The organism is Peristeroidobacter soli (assembly GCF_004138485.1).
Classification (GTDB): Bacteria; Pseudomonadota; Gammaproteobacteria; order Steroidobacterales; family Steroidobacteraceae; genus Steroidobacter; species Steroidobacter soli.
The window spans coordinates 1,108,790-1,131,879 of the sequence record NZ_RYEV01000004.1 but is presented as its reverse complement, the minus strand read 5'-3'; the positions used below and the strand labels follow the sequence as shown (position 1 = coordinate 1,131,879).

Annotated in this window: 3 protein-coding genes; 1 reads left to right on the top strand and 2 read right to left on the bottom strand. The window is 64.6% G+C overall.

Translation table 11 applies throughout. The features are described from left to right. Positions 1 to 78: 78 nt before the first annotated feature. The gene (locus EKO19_RS20205) at positions 79 to 2,331 is read left to right on the top strand and encodes an EAL domain-containing response regulator (RefSeq protein WP_175597125.1); all 2,253 of its coding nucleotides are present in this window, start codon (positions 79 to 81) and stop codon (positions 2,329 to 2,331) included. 3 nt (positions 2,332 to 2,334) lie between these two features. Here the strand turns inward: EKO19_RS20205 and EKO19_RS39230 are convergent, their stop codons facing one another. Further along, positions 2,335 to 6,804, bottom strand: a complete 4,470-nt coding sequence (locus tag EKO19_RS39230) for a beta strand repeat-containing protein (RefSeq protein WP_246038936.1) — start codon at positions 6,802 to 6,804, stop codon at positions 2,335 to 2,337. 19 nt (positions 6,805 to 6,823) lie between these two features. Further along, positions 6,824 to 22,993, bottom strand: a complete 16,170-nt coding sequence (locus EKO19_RS20200; protein ID WP_175597124.1) for an MBG domain-containing protein — start codon at positions 22,991 to 22,993, stop codon at positions 6,824 to 6,826. Positions 22,994 to 23,090: the final 97 nt, after the last annotated feature.

Genomic DNA, 23,090 nt, shown 5'->3' with positions numbered 1-23,090 from the left:
AGTGCCGGAGCTGCGTGTGCCAAAAGAGATCTGTTTCTTGGTACGGCGCCATGTTTTCTTGGACGCATGAGCCGGAATGTGGCGATCTCTTCTGCCGATGCGCCGTCGGGACGCACGTTACGGGTGTTGCTGATCGAGGATGTGGAAGAGGACGCGGAGATCGTCATCGCACATCTGCGCCACGGCGGGCTCGAGGGGATCTTCAGGCGTGTCTACACCGAGTCGGGAATGTACGACGGCCTGCGCGAGTTTCAGCCGGACGTCATTCTTTCCGACTTCAGTCTGCCGGGATTCGACGGTTATGCAGCGCTGCGCATCGCGCGTGAATTGGCCGAGGACGTTCCTTTCATTTTCGTTTCGGGCACCTTGGGTGAGGAGCGCGCGATCGCGGCCCTGCATCGAGGCGCGGCCGACTACATCCTCAAACAGAATCTGAAACGACTGGTGCCGGCGATCGAGCGTGCGCTGGATCTGGCTGCCACGCTGATCGAGAGCCGTCGGCAGCAGGAGCAACTGGTCCGAACGACACGAACGCTGCGCCTGTTGAGCGGGATCAACACGCTCATCGTGCGAGTGGAAGACCGCACTGAGCTGTTCGAAGAGGCGTGCCGGCTGACCGTGGCCATCGGCGACTACAGCTCGGCGGTCGCGATGCTGAGAAACGCCACCAAAGGTACGTTGGAAGCCATCGCGTGCGCTGGCCGCGATACGCAGTTGACGGAGCAGTTGCGGGCGGCGTTGTCGAGCGCTGCGACCCAAGGCAGCGGGCCGATCGGCCGCGTCCTCAACACGGGTCAGCCTTACGTCTGTAATGCGCTGGTCGATCCAGCGGCGACGGCGCGGATCAGCACTCTGATGAAGGCCGCAGGCTTTCAGTCGACCGTTTCCTTGCCGTTGATCGTGGACAAGACCGTCGTCGGCGTGCTGCTGTTGACGTCGGCGCAGGCCTGGATCGTGAGCGATGAGGAATTGCGAACACTGCAGGAGATCGCCGCAAACCTGTCGTTCGCGCTCCAGCATCTTCAGCATCAGATGCTGTCGCACTTCGACGCGCGCACCGGTCTTGCCAAACGAGCGCTGCTCAGCGAGCGTCTGGCGCTGCGCTTGAGCTCGTTGAGCACGGATCGGGCGCTCGGGGTCGGCGTGTTCGACCTGGAGCAGTTCAGTGTCATCAACTACTCGTTCGGGCGCCACGCGGGCGACTTGTTGCTGGAGCACGTCGCCGATCGATTGCGTAGCCGGGTCGGCGACACCGAGTTGCTGGCGCAGTTGGGCGGTGGAACATTTGCAATCGTTCTCGACATGGCCGCGGATGACTCACCATCGAGCCTGCTCGCGGCCCATCTGGATGCGTTGTTCGCGCAGCCCTTCCAGATCGACGGCCGGAGGATTCCGGTCTTGGCGAGATCCGGACTGGCGGTGTATCCCAACGATGGCGCCGATGCGAATTCGCTGATCGAGAACGCGGAGCTGGCGTTACGCGAAGCCAAGGCTTCGGGCACGCGTCATCGGCTCTACAGTGCGGCTCATCACGCCGCGGTGGTGGCGCGGCTCGCGTTGGAACACAAGCTGCGCAACGCGCTGAGCCTCGGCCAGTTCGAGCTGCACTACCAACCCAAGATCGCCATTCACGATCGACGTGTGGCCGGCGCCGAAGCGCTGATTCGTTGGCGCGATCCCGAGACGGGATTGGTGCCGCCGGCGGTATTCCTGCCGATTCTGGAAAGCAGTGGGCTGATCGAAGAGGTCGGCGAATGGATCGTGGCGCAGGCGGCCAGAGACGCGGAGCGTGTGCGGCCGGCGCTGGCGGACTTTCGCGTGGCCGTGAATGTCTCGCCGTTGCAGTTCCGACGCACCGATTTCAGCGAACGTTTCCTGCGGCTGATGCGGGCCGAGACCGGATCGCGAACCATCCTCGATGTGGAGATCACCGAAGGCATGCTGGTGGGGGACTCCAATGCAGAGATCAGAAAACTGCATGCGCTGCGTGAGGCGGGCGTGCGCGTGGCGATCGACGACTTCGGCACTGGCTATTCGTCGCTGAGCCGTCTCGCGGAGCTGCCGATCGACACGCTCAAGATCGACCGCAGTTTCGTATTGCGCCTGCCGCGCGATCCACTCGGCCGCACTCTCGTTGGCACCGTGATCGGACTCGCAAAGGCGTTCCGGATGACGGCGGTCGCGGAGGGAGTCGAGACGCGCGAGCAACTCACGGCGCTGCGCGACATGCAGTGCGAGGAGGCTCAGGGATATTTGATCAGCCGGCCGGTGCCGCTGGAGACCCTGGCGCAATGGATGGGAGAGGGGGCCGGCAGCGTTCGCGCCGGCTGACCCTCAGAAGAAACTGCAGGAGCGGTCTCGCCGCTGATCGTCCTTCTTGAGAAATTCGACGGGCCGCTCGGGCATGCGGATCCCGCTATCGTCGCTGCCCGCGCATGGTGTGTCTGAGGACTCCGGCTCGACACTCGAACGTGACATCGCGTCTGTGCCGATCGCCCGCACCGAGATGAACGTGGAATCGCGGATCACGGCAATGCGGCTCGTCAGGCCGGCGTTCTCGAACTGGGTCTGCGGCGGAGTAAGAATGGCGCCGTTGGGATAATCGACGAATGTGATGAGATAGTTGCCTCCGTCGTTGCCATCGACGATGGTCCCGCCCGCCCGCAGCGACTTGTCGCTGCCGGCTTCGGCGTTCTCGAAGGCCTGCCACCAGGTCGCGCTATCACCGCTCACGAGCGAGCCGCTGGTAATGATGGGCGTCGCGTTCGATGCGGTCGTGCCGTCGTAGCCCTTGACGTCCGCCTGTGCCGCGACCGTGATCGCCCGAGGCGTGATTGTTCCAGACGCGGTTACATAGCTCACGGAATAGTTGTTACCGCCGTTGCCATCGTCGAGTACCAGGAGGATCGGTGTAAGGGTGCTCGCGCCCGCGTGGCGCGTGTCGAATACCTGACCCGCGGCGGCGTTGTCGTCGCCTTGCAGACCGACGATCGTGGGCGTGGCCGCGCTGAGCATCGTCCCGTCGTACTCGCGGTTGTCCGGCGTCGCGGTGACCACCAGCGGTGCCGGTGTGATATCGGCGGTCAGCGTGGTCAGCCCGACCAGAATATAGTTGCCGGCGTCGGCGCCTGAGAGTCCAAAGCCGCTGACCGTCACGGTCTTGCCGATGCCGACGTTCGCGTCGGCGAACGAGCCGGTGCCGGTGCCCAGCGTGATGTCGTCATTGCCCAGGACCCCCGATAACACGCCTTGGCTGATCGTCGCGGCGTTGGTGGCGTCGTACACTTTGTTCTGTGCGGCTACGCCGGAGAGCGTCAACGTCGCGGGCGTGATGCTCGCCTCGAGGTCGGCCGGCGCTTCGAGCACGTAATTGCCGGCGTCCGTTCCCGTCAAGGCATAACCGCTGAGCGTGACGACTTTGTCGACGCCGACGTTCTTGTCGATGAACTCGCCGGTGCCGGCAGTGAATTGCACCGAGTCGCTGCCGAGCACGCCGCTCAGTGAGCCGCCGGAGAGCGTTGCGGCTGTGGTCGTGTCGTACACCTTGTTCGCCGCCGTCAAGCCAGCCAACGTGAGTGTGGCGGGTGTGATGTCCGCGGCCAGTCCGGTGGGTTGAGTCAAAACATAGTTGCTGGCATCCGCACCGGCGAGCGAGTAACCGAACACTGTCACGGCGATATCGTTGCCGACGTTCTTGTCCGCAAACAGAGCGCTCGGCGTGCCGCTCAGTGCGACCACGTCGGTGCCGAGCACACCGGACATCGTCGCTGTGCCCGACAGGGTCGCCGTCACGCCTGCATCGTAGACCTTGTCGTCGGCGATCACGCCGGCCACCGTGATCGATGCGGGAGTGATGTTGGCAGTGAGACCGGTGGGTTGAATGAGCTCGTAGTTCCGGGCATCCACGCCGCCGAGCTCGAAGCCGGTCGTAGTGACTGCTTTGCCGGTACCGACGTTTTTATCCGCGAAGTTGCCGGCGCCGGGGCCTGCTGTCACGTTGTCGCTGAGGAGCACGCCGGTCAATGTGCCACCGGACAGCGTGGCAGTCGTGGTCGCGTCATACACTTTGTCCTGTGCGGTGACACCGACCATCGTCAGTTGCGCTCGAGTGATGCTGGCCGCGAGCCCGGTGGGCTGATTCAGCGTGTAGTTGCCGGCGTCGGAGCCGCTGAGCGTGAAGCCGGTCACCGTGACCGCCTTGCCGTTGCCGACGTTCTTGTCGGCGAACGCGCCGATCGCGCTACCACCGAGCACGACGTTGTCATTGCCGATCACCGCGTCGAGGAAGGCGCCGCCGGTCGTGAGCGAGGCTGAGGTCGTCGCGTCATAGACCTTGTCGTTGGCGACCACGCCACGCACGTCGATGGCTCGGGGCGTGATGCTGGCCGTGGTCGTCTCGGTGGGACTCAGAATGTAGTTGTGAGCATCGGAGCCGCTCAGCGTGAAGCCGGTGATGGTCACGGTCTTGTTGGTACCGACATTCTTGTCGTCGAACAAGCCTACCGCGGCGGTCGCCACCAATTGCACGTTTTCGGCACCAGGCAGCAGCCCGGCGAGCGTCGAGCCGCTGGTGTTGAGCGTGGCGGTGCGTGTGCCGTCATAGATTTTATCGGCGGCGGTGGTGCCGCTCACCGACGTGCCGTTGGTGCCGAGCACGAACGGACTGATGTATGCCGCCAGCCCTTGCGGCTGTATCAGATTGTAGTTGCCTGCATCGGCACCGGAGATGGTGTAGCCGCTGGCCGTCACGGGCTTGCCGTTGCCTACATCGGGTGTGGCGAACAACCCGACCGCACCGGCAGTCGACAGTTGCACGTGATCGCTGTCGAGAATGCCCGACAGAACCGCGTGCGTATTGTCGAGCGTCGCGTTGCGAGTCGTGTCAAATACTTTATCCAGCGCAACGACGCCGAGCACCGGCAGGTCGCGCGGTGTGATATCGACCGTCAGGCCGGTCGGCTGCAGCAGCGTGTAGTTGGCAGCGTCCGCGCCGCCGATGGTGAAGCCGCTCACGGTGACCGCCTTCGCGGTGCCCACGTTCTTGTCAGCGAGCCTGCCGGTTGCGCTGGTGCTCACCAGTGAGACCGCGTCGCTCAGTAACACGCCGGAGAGCTGCGAGCCTGACGTGTTGAGGGCAACCGAAGTCGTGGCGTCGTACACGCGACCGTTGGCGGTGGTGCCGACGATGGCGAGCTGCGCGGGTGTGATCGTCGCAGTCAGTCCGACTGGCTCGACCAGCGTGTAGTTGCGAGCATCGACGCCCTGCAGTGTGGAACCTGTCACCGTTACGGGTTTGTGGGTGCCGGCATTCTTGTTGTTGAACACGGCACTGCCGAGCACCAGCGACAGGTCGTCTCCGCTCACCGCATTGTTCAGCGTGCCGCCGGAGACAGTGGCTGCGACGGTGGCATCGTAAACTTTGTCATGTGCCACGGCGCTCACGATCGACACGGTGCGCGGCGTGATGTTGGCGGTGAGGCCGGTCGGCGTCACGAACGTATAGTTGCCGGCCTGCGCACCGCTCAATGTGAGATTGCTGGCGGTGACGGTCTTGCCGATGCCGACGTTCTTGTCGGAGAACAGCAGCGTCGGCGCCGACAGGCTGACGCTGTCGGCGCCGATCACACCGACCAGTGGACCGACGGTACCGGTGGCAGCGAGCAGTCCGTCATAGACCTTGTGGTTGACGACGATCGAGGCGGTCAGCGCTTTGGGCGTGATCGTGCCCGAGGCGCCCAGCAGGGTGACGGCGTAGTTGCTGCCGTTGTTGTGGTCGCTGAGCACGTAGCCCGTGACGTTCAGCGTGCGACTGCCGGCGTTTCTGGAATCGAAGGTCTGCACCAGACCGGTCAAGGTATCGTCGAACGCCAGGGTGCCCGCCGTCAGCAGCGGTACGACAGTCGAGCTCACGTTGCCATCGTAGACTTTGGTATCGCTCCGGGCGGAAATCGTGATGGGTCGCGGCGTGATGGTCAGCAGCGCGACGTTGCTGACCGCGGCGCTGCCGCCGTAGTTCCCCGCGGCGGGGCCGGTCGGCGCATTCAATACCGCTGCGGTGATTCGATAGGTGCCGACGTTTTCGCCGACCTCGCGGGTCAGTCCACCGACCGTGGCACTGACACGCGCGCGATCGTCGATGGCGACCACCGTGTCCCAGGTCGTCACGCTTCGATTCACCGGCTGCAACGTCACCGGGATGCTCGACAGATCCGGATCGGTATTGCCATAGACCTTGGTTTGATCGGCCAGCGTGGCGGTGAGCGGCGCCGGAGTGATGATGAGCGTCGGCGCGCCGCTGAGGGTCGGCGCGAGGTAGTTGCCGGCGGCGCTGCCTGTGAGCGCATTGAATGTGACATTGGTGATCGTGCGCGTGCCGACGTCTTCGCCGGCCACACGATCGATGTTCGCAACGGTGACGGCGACAGCTGCGGCGTCGTTCACCGTTACCGCGCCGTTCCAGGTGCCGACCGAACGATTGACGTAGTTCAGTGTCGGCGTGATTGCCGCGAGCGCCGGGTCGTCGTTGCCATAGACCTTGGTTTGGTCCGGCAGCACGGCGGTGGATGCGCGTGGTGTGATGGTCAGAACTGGTGTGCCAGCCAGGGTCGGTGCTTGATAGTTTCCTGCGTGGTCGCCAGTCAGTGCCGCGAAAGTGGCGCTGAGAACGTTGCGCGTTCCGACATTCTCACCGGTGTCGCGGCTCAATGCGGTAACCGACGTCTGGACTCGGGTCCTGTCGTCGATGGTCGTGAGACCGTTCCATGTCGTCACCGCGCGATTGACTGCCGCCAGCGTCACCGTCATTCCGGCGAGCGCCGGATCGTCATCGCCATAGGTCTTGTTCTGATTCGCCAGCGTCGCCGTCAGCGGCGCGGCGGTGATGGTCAACGTCGGTGTGCCGCTGAGCGTGGGCTGCGCGTAGTTGGTCGAGCGGCTTCCGGTCAGCGCCGTGAAAGTTGCCGCTGTGATATTTCGCGTGCCGACATCTTCGCCCGCCTGGCGCGTGAGCGACGCGACGGTGGTTGTCACTGCGCCGGTGTCGTTCACCGCGACTGCGCCATCCCACGTCGAGACACTGCGATTGACCACGTTGAGTGCGGGGACGATTCCGGCGAGCGCCGGGTCGTCGTTGCCGTACACCTTGGTTTGGTTGGCGAGCGTCGCAAGCAGCGCGCGCTGTGATCCGCAGCGTCGGTATGCCGCTCAATGTGGGCGCGAGATAATTGGCTGCGGAACTTCCGGTCAGCGCGGTGAAGGTGGCGCCCGTAACGTTGTAGGTGCCGACGGTTTCGCCACTCGCGCGATTCAGATCGCTCAGCGTCGTCGCGACTCTCGCACGGTCGTCGACGGCGACAGCGCCGTTCCAGGTCACGACGCTCCGGTTCACCGCGTTGAGCGTCGGCACGATGCCGCTCAACAAAGGATCGTCGTCGCCGTAGACCTTGGTCTGATTGGCGAGTGTGGCGGTGAGCGCGCGCTGCGTGATGGTCAGCGTCGGCGTGCCGGTGAACGTCGCGACGTTGCTGTAGTTGTGCGCCTGGCTGCCGCTCGGTGTCGACAGCGTCGCTGCCGTGATCGAGTGGGTGCCGACGTTCTCGCCGGCAGTGCGGGTGATTCCCGTGACAGACGCAGTCACGTTACCAGTATCGTTGATGGCGACCGGCGCATCCCAGGTCGTCACGGTTCGATTCACTGGCGCGAGCGTGACCAGGATGCCGCTCAACAAGGGATCGTCGTCACCATAGATCTTGGTCTGATTGGCGATGGAACCGGAGAGTGGCGCAGGCGTGATCGTCAACGTCGGCGTGCCGGAGAGTGTCGGCGCGCTGTAGTTCGCTGCCTTGCTGCCGGTCAGTGGGTTGAACGTCGCGGCCGTGACGTTGCGCGTGCCGACATCCTCGCCCGCGACGCGATCGAGATTGGCCAGAGTCGTCGCGACCGCGCCAGTATCGTTGACGGTGACTGCGCCGTTCCAGGTTGCGAACGTGGCGTTCACGACGTTGAGTATGGGGACGATGGAGGCCAGCGTCGGATCGTCCGCGCCATAGACCTTGGTCTGATTCGCCAGCGTTGCAGTGAGCGGGCGCGGCGTGATGGTTAGCGAGGGCGTGCCGGACAGCGTCGGCGCGCTGTAGTTGCCGGCTCGGGTGCCGGTCAAGGCGTTGAAGGTCGCGCTCGTGATGTTTCGAGTGCCGACATCTTCACCGACGGCGCGCGTGAGGCTTGCGAGGGTCACTGCGACATTGGCGGAGTCGTTGACGGCGACGTTGCCGTTCCAGCTGACCACCGTGCGGTTGATCAGGCCGTTCAGTGTGGGCGTGATACTGGCCAAAGTCGGATCGGCGTTGCCGTAGACCTTCGTTTGATTGGTCAGCGTGGCCGTCAGCGGCGCGGCGGTGATGGTTAGCGTCGGTGTGCCGCTCAGCGTCGGCGCGCTGTAATTGGCGGCTCGGGTGCCGGTCAACGCGGTGAACGTGGCGGCCGTTACGTTGCGAGTGCCGACGTCCTCGCCGGCCTGGCGGGTGAGCGAGGCGAGGGTGGTGGAGACGTTGCCAGTGTCGTTGACGGTGATTGTGCCGTCCCACGTGACGACGCCGCGATTCACGATGTTCAAGCTCGGTACGATGCCGGCCAGGGCCGGATCGTCGGCGCCATAGAGTTTGGTCTGGTTGGCGAGCGTTGCGAGCAGCGCGCGAGCGGTGATGGTGAGCGTTGGCGTGCCGCTCAATGTCGGCGCCAGGTAGTTGCCGGCCGAGCTGCCGGTGAGCGCGTTGAATGTTGCCGCGGTGATGTTGTACGTGCCGACGTTTTCGCCCGCCGCGCGATTCAGATCGCTCAGCGTCGTGGCGACGCTGGCGGTGTCGTTCACGGTCACCGCGCCGTTCCACGTCGTGACGCTGCGATTCACCGCGTTGAGCGTCGGCACGATGCCACTGAGCAGCGGGTCGTCATTGCCGTAGACCTTCGTTTGATTCGCGACTGTCGCCGTGAGCGCGCGCTGCGAGATGGTCAGCGTCGGCGTGCCGGTGAACGTCGCCGAGCTGCTGTAGTTGGACGCGCGGCTGCCCGTGGGCGTCGAGAGCGTTGCGCCGGTGATGTTGTAGCTGCCGACGTTCTCGCCCGCGATACGCGTGAGCCCGGTGACGGTGGCAGTGACATTGCCGGTATCGTTGATGGTGGTCGAGCCGTACCAGCTGGTGACGGTGCGATTCACGGCATCGAGTGTCACTACGATGCTGGACAGTAGCGGGTCATCATTGCCGTAGGTCTTGGTCTGATTCGCGATGCTGCCGATCAGCGGCGCCCGGGTGATGGTCAGCGTGGGCGTGCCCGTCAATGTGGGACCGGAGTAGTTGCTCGCGCGGCTGCCGGTCAGCGCATTGAATGTGGCGGCGGTGATGTTGTACGTGCCGACATCTTCATTCGCGGCGCGTGTGAGGCCGGCAAGTGTGACACTCACGTTCGCGGTGTCGTTGACTGTGACGTTGCCATTCCAGGTCGAGAATGTGCCGTTGACCACGTTCGCGAGCACCGGCGTGATGCCGGACAGTGACGGATCGTTCTGCCCGTAGACCTTGGTCTGATCCGCGAGGGTGGCGGTGAGTGGCCGCGCTGTGATGGTCAAGGTCGGGGTGCCGGACAGCGTTGGCGCGCTGTAGTTGCCGGCGGCTGTCCCTGTGAGCGCATTGAATGTCGCCGCGGTGATATTGCGAGTGCCGACATCTTCACCGACGGTGCGTGTGAGGCTTGCGAGGGTCACTATGACGTTGGCGCTGTCGTTGACGGCAACGTTGCCGTTCCAGCTGACCACCGTACGGTTGACCAGGCCATTCAGCGTGGGCGTGATGCCGGCCAAGGCCGGATCGGCGTTGCCGTACACCTTCGCTTGGTTGGCAATGCTTGCGGTCAGCGGCGCGGCGGTGATGGTCAGCGTCGGTGTGCCGTTGAGCGTCGGCGTGGCGTAGTTGCCGGCTCGACTGCCGGTCAACGCAGTGAACGTCGCAGCGGTGATGTTACGAGTGCCGACGTCCTCGCCGGCCTGGCGAGTGAGCGAGGCGAGGGTGGTAGAGACGTTGCCAGTGTCGTTGACGGCGATTGTGCCGTCCCACGTGACGACGCCGCGATTCACGATGTTCAAGCTCGGTACGATGCTGGCCAGGGTTGGATCATCGGCGCCATAGACTTTGGTCTGGTTGGCAAGCGTTGCGAGCAGCGCGCGGGCGGTGATGGTCAGCGTCGGCGTGCCGCTGAGCGTTGGCGCGAGATAGTTGCCGGCGGCGCTGCCGGTGAGCGCGGTGAAGGTCGCGCCGGTGATGTTGTAGCTGCCAACATTCTCGCCAGCGGCGCGATTGAGATCGCTGAGCGTGGTCGAGACGTTCGCCGAATCGTTGACGGTCACCGCGCCATTCCACGTCGTCACCGAGCGATTCACCACGTTGAGCGTCGGCGCGATGCCGCTCAGCAGAGGATCATCGTTGCCGTAGACCTTCGTTTGATTCGCGACTGTCGCCGTGAGCGCACGCTGCGAGATGGTCAGCGTCGGCGTGCCGGTGAACGTCGCGGTGTTGCTGTAGTTCGACGCGCGGCTGCCCGTGGGTGTCGAGAGCGTTGCGCCGGTGATGTTGTAGCTGCCGACGTTCTCGCCTGCGGCGCGAGTGAGTCCCGTGGCGGTGGCAGTAACGTTGCCCGTATCGTTGATCGCAGTCGAGCCGTACCAGCTCGTGACGGTGCGGTTCACCGCATTGAGCGTGACCGCGATGCCGCTCAGCAACGGATCATCGTTGCCGTACGTCTTGGTCTGATTGGCGATGCTGGCGGTCAGCGGCGCGCGGGTGATGGTCAGCGTGGGCGTGCCCGTCAGTGTCGGGCCGGAGTAGTTGCTCGCGCGGCTGCCGGTTAGCGCGTTGAATGTGGCGGCGGTGATGTTGTATGTGCCGACATCTTCATTCGCCGCGCGAGTCAGGCCAGCAAGCGTGACATTGACGTTCGCAGTATCGTTCAGCGTGACGTTGCCGTTCCAGGTCGAGAATGTGCCGTTGACCACGTTCGCGAGCACCGGCGCAATGCCGGACAACAGCGGATCGTTTTGCCCATAGACCTTGGTCTGATCCGCGATGGTGGCCGTGAGCGGTCGCGTTGTGATGGTCAAAGTCGGTGTGCCGGACAGCGTGGGAGCTTGATAGTTACTGGCGCCACTGCCTGTGAGCGCATTGAACGTCGCCGCGGTGATGTTACGAACGCCCACATCTTCGCCGACCGCGCGAGTGAGCGAACTGAGGGTCACTGCAACGCTCGAGTCGTCGACAGCAACGGCGCCGTTCCATGTCGTGACACTGCGGTTGATCAGGCCATTCAGCGTGGGCGTGATGCCGGCCAGCGCTGGATCGGCATTGCCATACACCTTCGTTTGATTGGCGACGGTGGCCGACAGCGGCGCGGCGCTGATCGTCAGCGTCGGTGTGCCGTTGAGCGTCGGCGCGGTGTAGTTGCCGGCTCGACTGCCGGTCAACGCAGTGAACGTCGCCGCGGTGATGTTACGAGTGCCGACGTCCTCGCCGGCCTGGCGAGTGAGCGAGGCGAGGGTGGTGGAGACGTTGCCGGTGTCGTTGACGTTGATTGTGCCGTCCCACGTGACGACGCTGCGATTCACGATGTTGAGCGAAGGCACGATGCCGGCCAGGGCCGGGTCGTCGGCACCGTACACCTTGGTTTGGTTTGAGACCGTCGCGAGCAGGGTGCGGGCGGTGATGGTCAGTGTCGGCGTGCCGCTGAGCGTTGGCGCGAGATAGTTGCCGGCGGAGCTGCCGGTAAGCGCGGTGAAGGTCGCGCCGGTGATGTTGTAGCTGCCGACATTCTCGCCCGCCGCGCGATCGAGGTCGGTGAGTGTCGTGGCGACGTTGGCTGTGTCGTTCACGGTCACGGCGCCGTTCCATGTCGTGACGCTGCGGTTGACCACGTTGAGCGTCGGCACGATGCCGCTCAGCAGAGGATCATCGTTGCCGTAGACCTTGCTCTGGTTTGCCAGCGTCGCCGTGAGCGCGCGCTGCGAGATGGTCAGCGTGGGCGTGCCCGTGAATGTCGCACTGTTGCTGTAATTGGACGCGCGGCTGCCCGTGGGCGTCGAGAGCGTCGCGCCGGTGATGTTGTAGCTGCCGACGTTCTCACCTGCGGCGCGAGTGAGTCCCGTGACGGTGGCAGTAACGTTGCCCGTATCGTTGATCGCAGTCGAGCCGTACCAGCTCGTGACGGTGCGGTTCACCGCATTGAGCGTGACCGCGATGCCGCTCAGCAACGGATCATCGTTGCCGTACGTCTTGGTCTGATTGGCGATGCTGGCGGTCAGCGGCGCCCGGGTGATGGTCAGCGTGGGCGTGCCCGTCAACGTCGGGGCGGAATAGTTGCCCGCGCGGCTTCCAGTAAGTGAGCCGAACGTCGCGGCGGTGATGTTGTACGTGCCGACGTCCTCGTTTGCCGCCCGAGTGAGGCCCGTGACGGTCGCTGCTACCAGGCCAACGTCGTTGACCGTGACGTTGCCATTCCAGGTCGAGAACGTGCCATTGACCACGTTCGCGAGCACCGGCGCGATGCCGGACAACAGCGGATCGTTCTGGCCGTACACCTTGGTTTGATTCGCGATACTCGCCGTGAGCGCGCGCGGCGTGATGGTCAATATCGGCGTTCCCGTCAGTGTCGGCGCCTGATAGTTGCTCGCGCTCGTGCCGGTGAGCGGATTGAAAGTGGCTGCCGTGATGGCGCGTGTGCCTACGTCTTCACCGGTAGCGCGCGTGAGTGAGCTGAGTGTCACCGCCAGATCGGTATCGTTGACGTTGACGGTGCCATTCCACGTCGTGACCGCGCGATTGACCGCGCCGTTGAGGGTCGGCGTGATGCTGCTCAACGCGGGATCGGCGTTGCCATAGACCTTGCTCTGATTGGCAATTGTGGCGGTGAGCGGCGCGGGGGTGATGGTCAGCGTCGCCGATCCGTTGTATGTCGGCGCAGTATAGTTGCCGCCCGCGGAGCCACTGAGGTTGAAAGTCGCCGCAGTGATGTTGCGCGTTCCAACGTCTTCGCCAGCGGCGCGGGTCAGCGAAGCAACGGTTGCCGTGACCAGACCGGCGTCGTCGATGACTGTGAGATTGCCATTAACGTCGCTGACTGTGCGATTGACGATGAGTCCGCCGACGGTGGCGGCGATGCCGCCGAGCGTCGGATCGTTCGCACCGTAGACCTTGGTTTGATTGGCGATCGTCGCAGTCAGCGGCGCGGGCGTGATGACGAACGGATTGGTCGCGCCGTCGACCGTGATCGTGTAGTTGAGGCCGCTGTTACCGTCATTCGCGGTCAGCGAGCCGATGCCGAAGGCATAGCTGCCTGCGTCCTGGCCATCCGCGCGGCTCATGCTGCCGGTGATCGTGTTGCCATTGACCAGTCCGCCGATGACGGTGAACTGAGTGCCGAGTCCGGCGGGATCGTCCGTGCCATACACCTTGGTCAGACCCGCGTTCGCTTGAATCGTAATGGGCCGTGCAGCGACGGTGAGCTGGCCGAACTGGTAGTAGTACGGCGTGAAGCCCGAGGCCAGCGTGGTCGGTTTGTTGCCGTACGTGATCGCGTAGGTGCCGACGTTGGCGGTCACCGCCGAGCCGGGAGACGTGAGCGCGAACTGACTTACGTCGCCCAACGCCTCGGCGGGCGTGATCGCGTTGTACAAGGTGCCCCAGCCGTTCATCGCCGTAACTTGCGGAGTGAACGTGGCGGTGATGGCCGCCGCGACGATGGCACTGCCATCGTTGCCGTAGGTCTTGCTCACGTTGGTGGTGTTTATATTCAGACCAGGCGCGAGCGCGAAGACGTAACGATTGCCGGCCGGTACCGAGGTCGGCGCCAGCGTGGCGTAGGTCTTGCCCCAGACCGCGGTGTTGCCGCTGATCAGCGGCGTCGAGCCGGAATCCGCGGAGCCGGGCTCGGGCAGATAGATGATCCAGCGGCCGTCGGTGGGCATGAGCGGATTCGCGGTGCCCGACTGATCGAAGAACGTGTTCGACGACAGCACGATGTCGTTGTTGGTGCCGCCGGAGGTCGAGATGGTCTGGCTGTAACCGAACTGGATGCTGCCGCTGACACGCACGGTCAGGCCGCCGCCGGTGTTGTACACGGTGCTGTTCGCGCTCAGCGATCCGCCGGCCGGGGCAATCAGCGAGACCGGATCGGTGAATGTCAGCGAGCCGAGGCTGATGGCACTTGCGCCATCCTCGCGGCCGATGACGACCTGGCTGAAACCGTCGGCGAAGCGGCGCGAGGCGCCGCTGAACATGGTCGATGCGAACTGCAGTACGCCGGTTGCGCCGGTGCCGACTGCGATGGAGCTTGCGATGTCGTACGGCTCGAGCCGTAACAGGTTGGGGCCACTCGCGAGACCCGTGAAGCCAGTCATGCCGTTGGTTCGCAGCGTGATGTTGGCCGTGCCGCGTGCGGTGATGTTTGCAGATGATGTGAACGTACCCGGCGTGTTCACGAAGATATCGCCGTCAGCGGTCATCGCACCGAGCGTCACATTGCCCACGCTGGGATTCACAGTGATCGTGCCCGCGGTGGTATTGCCCGTGATCGGCGAGAGATAGCTGATGCTCCGATTGCCGGTGAGTCGCACGGGGCCGCTCGCGACGATGGAGCCGGCGGTACCGTAAGCAGTGATCGCATTCGCCGTGGTGCTGGCCGTTGTGCCGGTGATGGTGACGCCGCCTGTGCCGCCGGTGATGTTTACTGGCGTGAAGACGGAGGAGGTGCCGAACACGATGGGCACGGACGTGGAGTCGCTCGCGGTGTTGGTGCCGCTGATGGTTACTGAACCGGCCGCGGTAGAGCCGAGATTGATTGCGCCCGGGCCCGTCATCGAGATCGCATTGTTCGCGCCCGACACCGTGTGAGTCTGGCTGCCGGTGATCGTCAGGTTGCCGCCGGCAGTCATGCCGAGTGTGTTTCCGGTCGTGGTGAGAAACTGCACGCCGATGCCGCCGAGCGCACTCGCCGTGCCCGTCACCGTGATATCGCCGGTGCTCGTCAGCGTGCTGTTGAGTACATAGGTCGCGGCACCGACAGTGGAGAGGCCTGACAGCGTCGTCCCGCCGGTGCCGCTCGTCAGCGTGGATGTTTCGATGTCCACGCCCCATTGCCCGTTCGTGCCCGCATTGCCGTTGAGTGTGATGCCGCCCGCGCCACTGGTGGTCAGCGTTGCCTGACGAGTGAGCAGGGCGCCGCTGGTATTGGTGCCGCCGCCGGCACCCGTCATCGTGATATTGCCGCCGCCTGCGTCGAAGGTACGGCCGCCGATGAATATGCCGGTCTGTCCGACGGTGGTGCTGATGGCTGCACCGCCCGCGGTCGGGCCGCCATAGAAGGTGATGTCGCCGCCTCGCGTGGTCACGTCGGCGTTCAAGGAGAACTGGATTCTACCGGCCGCGGCACCGCCGGCCCGACTGTTGACGACCAGGTTCAAGGGGCCGGCGCCGACGTTGGCGGTGATCGGGTTCTGGTCGATGATGTCGCCGTTGCCGCGGAGGGTGAGCGTAGACGTTCCGGTAGCTGTCTTCGTGATCGCCGCCGGCGTGAGCGTACTGTCGGAGAACAGTGTGAGATCGCCGGCGCCGGACATCGTAATCGCACCGGTCGTGAGCGTAGTGCCGGCGGTAAGCGTGGTCGCGCCGGTGTCGCCGTCGTTGAATGTTCCCGTGGTCAGCGTCGTGCCGGCAGTGAAGTTGCTCACGCCGCTGCCGGCAATGGAAACATTGCCGATGGTCGCCGTCGTACCGGCGGTCACGGTCACATCGCCCGTGCCGGCCTTGGTCATGTCTCCTGTGTTGAGACTGCCCGTTGCCGTGACGGTGAGCGGGCTGCCGGCGGTGAGTGCGCCCGTAGAGACATTTCCCGCGCCGGCTCGCACGACGAGAGCGCCACCATTGGTGGAGAGCGCGCCTGTGGAAGTGACATTGCCCGCGGTCGCCTGAACTGTCAGCGGTCCGCTGTTCTGAGCGAAGCTGGTCAACGTGACATCGCCGGTGGTGGCGGTGACGTTGCTGGCACCGCCAGCAGACTGAGTGATCGGGCCGCGGAAGTTGATGGCCTTGTTGCCGTTGATCGAGATCACGCCGCCCGAGGTGATCGAGTTGGTGGTTGCGAATGTATCCAGCGAGAGCGTCGCTGCCGTCGCCGCAGTGCCGGTGATCGCCACACCGCCCGTGCCTGCAGTGATGGCGACCGCGGTCGATTCGGTGCTCGAGCCGAACGCGATGGCGGATTTGCTGGAGAAGGTGTTGGTGGAACCGCCGGTGCCGGCGAGTGTGACCTGGCCCGTACTGCCAGCGGTGATTGCCACCGCGCCGGTGCCCACGATCAAGATACCTTGCGAGCTCGTCGCGCCGCCGCTCGAGTTGCCAGTCAATGTGACATTCGCGCCGGCGAAGGTGTCCGCGGCGGTCGAGGTGCGATAGATGCCGTTGCTCGTCGTCGAAGTGCCGGTAATGGCGAGGTCGCCGGTGGTGTTGAGCGAATGCGCGCCCGCGACGAACGCGACGCCGGTCGCGCTCGATGCCGTGCCGGTGATCGAAATGCCTCCGGTCCCGGCCGTCACCGTGATGGTGCCGATGCTGACGCCGCGAGCGGTACCCGCTGTCGAACCGCGCAAACGAACGGCGCCGCTACCGCTCGTGAGCAACTGGGCGCCGTCGGTGGTGTTTATGCCGTTGCCGCTGGCCAGGCCGCGTCCGGTGAAGTCGATCGTGCCGCCACCAGCATTGAGCGTGACCACGCCGATCTCGACGCCATAGTTGGTCGAGGCTCCTATGGCATCGCCACCCACGGTCGAGCCGCCGTAGCCGATGATGTCTCCGCCGCGCGTGGTGATCGCTGCGTTGACGAAGATCAAACCGCTCGCTGCATTCTGCGCGCGGCTATTGAGAATGACATTGAGCGGGCCCGCGCCAGCCGCGGCTTGAATCGCTGAAGACACAGTGACCGCATCGTCCGAGGTGATGCGCAATGTCGATGCGCCGGTTCCTGCAACAGTCTTGGTTACGGCAGCAGGGGTCAGCGCGCTGGCTGAGCGCAGCGACAGATCGCCGCTGCCGCCGAGCGTAATAGCGCCAGTCGCGAGTGTCGTGGCTGCTGTGATCGAGCTTGCGGTGTCGCCTGTGAGATTGACGGTGCCGACCGAGATGGAACTCGACGACGTCGCGGTCAGCGAGCCGCCCGAGCTGACGTTGCCTGCGGTAATGGTGCCGCTGCCGGCACGGACCGTAAGATCGCCCGCCGCGGACATCACACCCGTCAGATTCACAAAGCCGGCGGGTGCATCCAGCGTGAGCGCGCCACCGTTCTGCGCGACGCTCGTGATCAGGATGTTGCCGCCGCTCGACGCAATGGTGCTCGGGCCGCCGGCGCTCTGTGTGATCGCACCTCGGAAGTAGACGGCTTTGTTACCGCTGATGTTGATCGGTCCAGCGGAAGTGATCGAATTGGTGCTGCCCCACGTGTCGAGAGAGTGCGTGGCTACGTCCGCGGCGGTGCCGGTGATCTGCACGCCGCCGGTGCCGGCCGTGATCGCCACGGGTGTCAGTATGCCGCTCTCGCCAAAAGCAATGGCGGCCTTGCTCGAGAGGCTATTGACCGCGCCGCCCGAGCCAAGCAGCGTAACCTTGCCGGCACTGCCAGCGGTGATCGCCACGGCGCCGGCGCCATCGAACATCAGGCCCTGCTGGCTGGTGGTGGCGCCGGTCGAGTTGCCGGTGAATGTGACATTGGCACCGGAGAAGGTGCTGGTGCCCGTCGCGTTACGCCACAGGCCGTTGTTCGATACCGACGTTCCGGTGACGGTGAGGTCGCCCGTCGTGGTGATACTGTGCGTGCCCGAGATAAACGCGACGGCGGCGTTGCCGTTGGATGAACCGGTGATGGAGATACCGCCCGTGCCCGCCGTTATCGTCGCGGTGCCGATGCTTATGCCGCGGCCTGCGGCGGCAGCGGTTCCCTGCAAGCGGACGGCGCCGCTGCCGCTGGTCAGCAGCTGCGCGCCGTCGGAGGAATTCATCGCGTTCGCGTTGACGGTAGTGCGCGCGTTGAAGTCGATATTGCCACCGCCGGCATCGAGCGTTACGGCGGCAATCGAAACTGCGTAAGAGCTCGACGCGATGGCATCGCCACCGACGGTCGACCCGCCATAGCCGGTGATGTTGCCTCCGCGAGTCGTGATGGCGGCGTTCACGTTGATGACGCCAGCCGGGGCGTCGCTCGCGCGGCTGTTCAGTACGACATTCAACGCACCGGCACCCGACGCCGCGCTGATGGCGCTGCCGACAATGACATTGCCGTCGGAACTCACGCGAAGCGTGGAAGGTCCCGCCGCGGTAGCTTGCTTCGTGACCGCGGCGGTGGTGATCGCGTTGACGGATCGCAACGTGATATCGCCGCTGCCGGCCGTCGTGATCGCGCCCGTTGTGAGATCCGTGGCGGCATTGAGATTGATGATGCCGTTGCCGGTCTGCGTGATGGCATTCGTCGTGATGCTGCTCGTCGACGTGCCGGTGAGGTCGCCGCCGGCGCTCAACGCCAGCACACCAATAGTGCCGCCGATGGCATTCAGCGTCAGGGCGCCGGCCGCGCTCATGGGGCCATCTACGTTGGTAATGCTGCCGCCGTTGGCGGTTACCGTGAGCGCACCTGCATTTTGCGCGGTGGTGCCGAGGACGACAGTGCCTCCTGCCGTGATCGCGCTGGCGCCGCCGTCGGTTTGCGTGATCGAACCGCGGAAATAGAAGCCGCGATTGGTGGTGATGTTGATCGGGCCGGCCGAGACCATCGTCGCCGTGTTGCCCCAGGTGTCGAAGGCGTTGGTGCCGGCGGCACCGTTGCTCGTGGCGTTGATGGTGATGCCGTTGGCTCCGGCATTGATGTTCATGGCCGACGAGTTGCCCGACTGGCCGAGACGCGTGGAATTCAATCCGCCGGTGGAAGTGAGCGAGACGCCCGCGCCGGTGACGTTCAACTGGTTCGAGCCGTTGAACCAGATGCCGGCGGAGACGCCGGCGGAGGCGGTGGTCGAGCCGGTGAAACTCACATTGCCGGTCGCGGTGATGGCCGTGGTCACCGCGCCGCCGGAATCTCGCCCGATGCCATTGCCGGTGACCGAGCTGCCGATGAATGCGATGTCGCCGGCGCTGGAATAGGTACCGCTCAGGATGGCGATGCCGTGAGTGGCGTTGCTGCTGCCCGTGAGCAGCAGGCCGCCGGTGCCGGAGGTGATGGTCACGGCGGCGCCGAAGCCGACGCCGTACCCGGAGGCGCTGTTCGTGCCCGTCAACGTCACTTTGCCGGCACCGCTGGTGCGGACGATGGCGTTGGCTGCGACGCTGACGCCCGCGCCTGAACCCGCGGTCGAACCGAACAAGGAAATGTTGCCGCCACCCGCTTCGATGGTCGTTGCAACGCTGATGCCGGTCGTGGGGCCGATGGCGTAACCGCCGGCCGTCGAGCCGCCATACGCGGTGACATCGCCGCCCAGTGTCGTGACCGAGCCGTTCAGCGTGATGGTGCCGGATGCTGCGTCGTGGGCGCGACTGTTCAGAACGACATTGAGCGGAGCGGCACCGGCCAGCGCGGTGATGGCGCCGGTCGTGATGTTTGTATCGGAAGAGATGTTCAACAGCGAGGCTGTCGACGCCGCCGCGGGCTTGGTCAACGAGCCGAGCGTGAAGTCACTGAGAGTGACAATGTTTACATTCCCCGAAGCGGTGACGCCTGCCAGCCGCGAGGCGTACGCGCGGTTGCCTGTGGCGGCGAGAGTGCTGGTCGTCGTAATGGTGCCGCCGAAGCCGAACGCACCGTCGCCGCTGATGACGATGGGCCCGGCCGAGGTCATCGTCGAACCGGTGCCGTAGGTGTCGATGATGTATTGCGTGCTCGCGCTCGAGGCAGTGCCGGTGATGGCGATGCCGCCGGTGCCGGCCGTCAGGTTGACCACGGTCGCGGTGGTAATGTTCTGTCCGAATTCGATTGCCGCATAGCTGCGATCCGCGGTCCAACGGCCAGTGCCGCCGCGTCCGAGCACACTGACCTTGCCCGCACCGCCGGTGGTGATGTTGACCGCAGTGGTGGCGGTGGTGTCGAACAGCAGACCTTGCGCGACATTCGGGCCGTTGCCCGCACCCTCGATCGTGATGTTGCCGCCGGTCGACGTGATATTCGTCGGCGTGGTCGATGAAGCGGGGCGATAGAACGCCACGTCCGTGCCAAGGTTCTCGCCTTTGATATAGATATTGCCGGTGCCGCTGGTGACGGTCACGCCGGTCATGTATGTGCCGATGGCACCACCGGCCGCAGCGGCGTTGTTGTTGGTGCCGATCAGCGTGATTGCGCCCGCGGCGCTGGTGACTTCCGCGCCGGTGTTGAGGAACAGCCCGACGGAGTTGTTGCTGCTGTTGATGCCCGTGGCGGAGATGGTGCCGGTGCCCGTGGTCTGCAGCTTCGAGCCGGACATCAGCGACAGGGCGCCGCCGGTCGCGCTGGTCGAGGTCATCGAAATGTTGCCGGCGCCGGCGTTCACGACGCCCGAAATCTGCGTCGGACCGATGAGGCTCAGGTTGATGTTGCCGCCACCCGAACTGATGCCGGCCAGCATGTTGACCTGACCGCCGGTGGACGCGGTGTTTGTAATCGTCACCGCGCCGTTGCCGGTGCTGATGGCGTACGGGTTGTTGATCGCGCGCTGTGCGTTGATGACGACGTCGCCGCTCGTGGTGGCGAACGTCACGCCGCCGGTGTTGTTGAGCGAGTAACTCGACAACGTCGTGCCGGTATGGTTGATTTCGATGCCGGTGCCGGCGGAGACGCTGCCCGGGGAATTCAGCTCCAGACCCGCGCCGGAATTGCCGCCGTCGCTGTTGAATGTGATCTTGCCACCGGTCGTGACATTGAAGGTGCCGGTGCTGATATGAGTCGGAATGATGGCCGCCGAGCCGGCGCGGCCGTTGATCGTGATGTTGCCGCTGGTCGACGTGATGGCCGCGGTGCCGGCGGCGGTGGTGCGATAGAAGCCGGTATTGATGTCGCTCACGCCGGTCATCGTGATGGCACCGGTTGTGGTCGATACCGTCGACGGGGACATATTCAGGCCCGCGAATGCGCCGCGCGCCTCGCCGTAAATATCGATCGCGCCTTGCTCCGCCGTGACTGATGTGCCGTCGACGAGCCACAGACCAAAGCCCGTCCCGCCGCTCGGTATTTCGCCTCGCAACGTAATGGTGCCAGTGCCGTTGGTGTAGATCTTCGCACTGGTTTGAATATCGACCGCAGTAACGCCGCCGACGGACTTGCCCCAGACATTGATGTTGCCGCCGCCGGTGGACGAGCGGGCATCCAGAATCCTGTTGGCGAACAAGCGAAACGCTTGCGCGCCGTTGTTGTAGGCATAGCTGCCCGCGGCATTGCCGCCGCCGGCCGTGAAATCGCCACCGTTCGTGAGGACGTTGCCGTCGAGCCAGATGCCGCCCAGCGCGGTGCCGGTGGTCGCCGCGTCAGCGGCACGCGCGCGCATGACCACGTTGAGCTTGCCGACCGTCGACGAAATTGCATTACCGGAGTTGAGGAAAATATGCCGGTTGGCGAGCAGCGTGAGCGTCGCGTCGCCGCCGGCGCTCTTGGTGATCGGCGCGTTGATGTTGATGTCGCCGAGGCTGGCGCCGGCACTCGCGGTCGTGATCGTGACGCTGGTGCCGGCATTCAGCGACGTATTGATCTGCGTGTTGAGAATGTTCGCGGTGGTGCCGGTTGGCGTGAAGATGTTCGGGTTGCCGCCGTCGAACGTGCCGCTGCTGGTCGCCGAAGTGCTCACATTGACGTTGGTTGGATCGAGCAGCCATTCGCCGGCGCTACCGAGCGGCGCGGACGCATCGACCAGGCCCACCGCCTGCAAGTTGTTCTTGCTGGAGGTTTCAACGCGGCCGCCGTTGCCCGCGAGCGCGCCACCGCGCGAGGCGATGGAGCCGGCGAAGTTTGTATATTCATCCGACCACAGCACGACTGTGCCGCCGTCGCCGTGTTGTGTGGCGCTGGCATCGATGCGCGCGGTCTGATCCATCACGACTGCGTCGGCGTTGTACTCGGGGCCGGCGCCTTGCCAATTGCCGCCGATCAACACGGTGCCGCCGCCATTGGTGCCGGAAGCATCCAGCAGTGCATCCTTTACCAATGCGACCTTCTTGCCGAGTGCGGTGATGTCGCCGCCCGAACCGGCCGCGCCAGTGTTCGAAGTATCAACGGTGCCGCCGATGTAGGCCGTACCGCCGGCGCCAGCACCCAGGAAGATCTTGCCATCGCGCTCTTCGATGCCACGAGCCTGTAGCACGCCGTCGGTGTTGAGGAGCGAGTCGAGCACCGAGTCGGCGGTGCCCGCTTGTAGTGAGATCGAACCGCCGTCGGCGGCGATGCGGCCGTGATTGACGATGCTGGCGTTCAGCACGGCTTCGTCGACGTTCGCGGTCATCAAACCATTGGCGAACACGCTGACGGTGACCGTGTTGCCGGCGGCGAGCGTGGTGTTGCCGTCCGGCGTAGTGATATTGCCGGTGTTGGTGATCGACGGTGCCACCAGCACGACGCTGCCCGCCGTGAGCGAGCCTTCGTTGAGAATGGACGCCGCACGGCCGTTGTTACGCAGCGTGTAATTCCCAGCGATGAAGTCTGCATCGCTCAGATCGAGCGTGGAGGCGAGCAGGCCGCCGGTATTGACCTGCGCGTTCTTACCGAAAATCACACCGTGCGGATTGAGCAGGAACACTTTGCCGTTGGCGTCCAGCGCGCCGAGAATTCGCGACGGGTCCGAGCCCAGCACGCGGTTCAATGCGATGCTGTTCGCATCGGGCTGAACGAAAGTCACGCGGCCTTCGGCGCCGACATTGAAGGTTTCCCATTCGATGCCGAGCTTGGCAGTGTTCTGTAACACCGTCAGCGAATTGCCTGATTGAGAGATGTTGCCGCTGCCGGCCGTGACCGTGCCCGCAGTGGGCAGTTCCGCGGCGAGGGCGCTACCGCATGCAAGT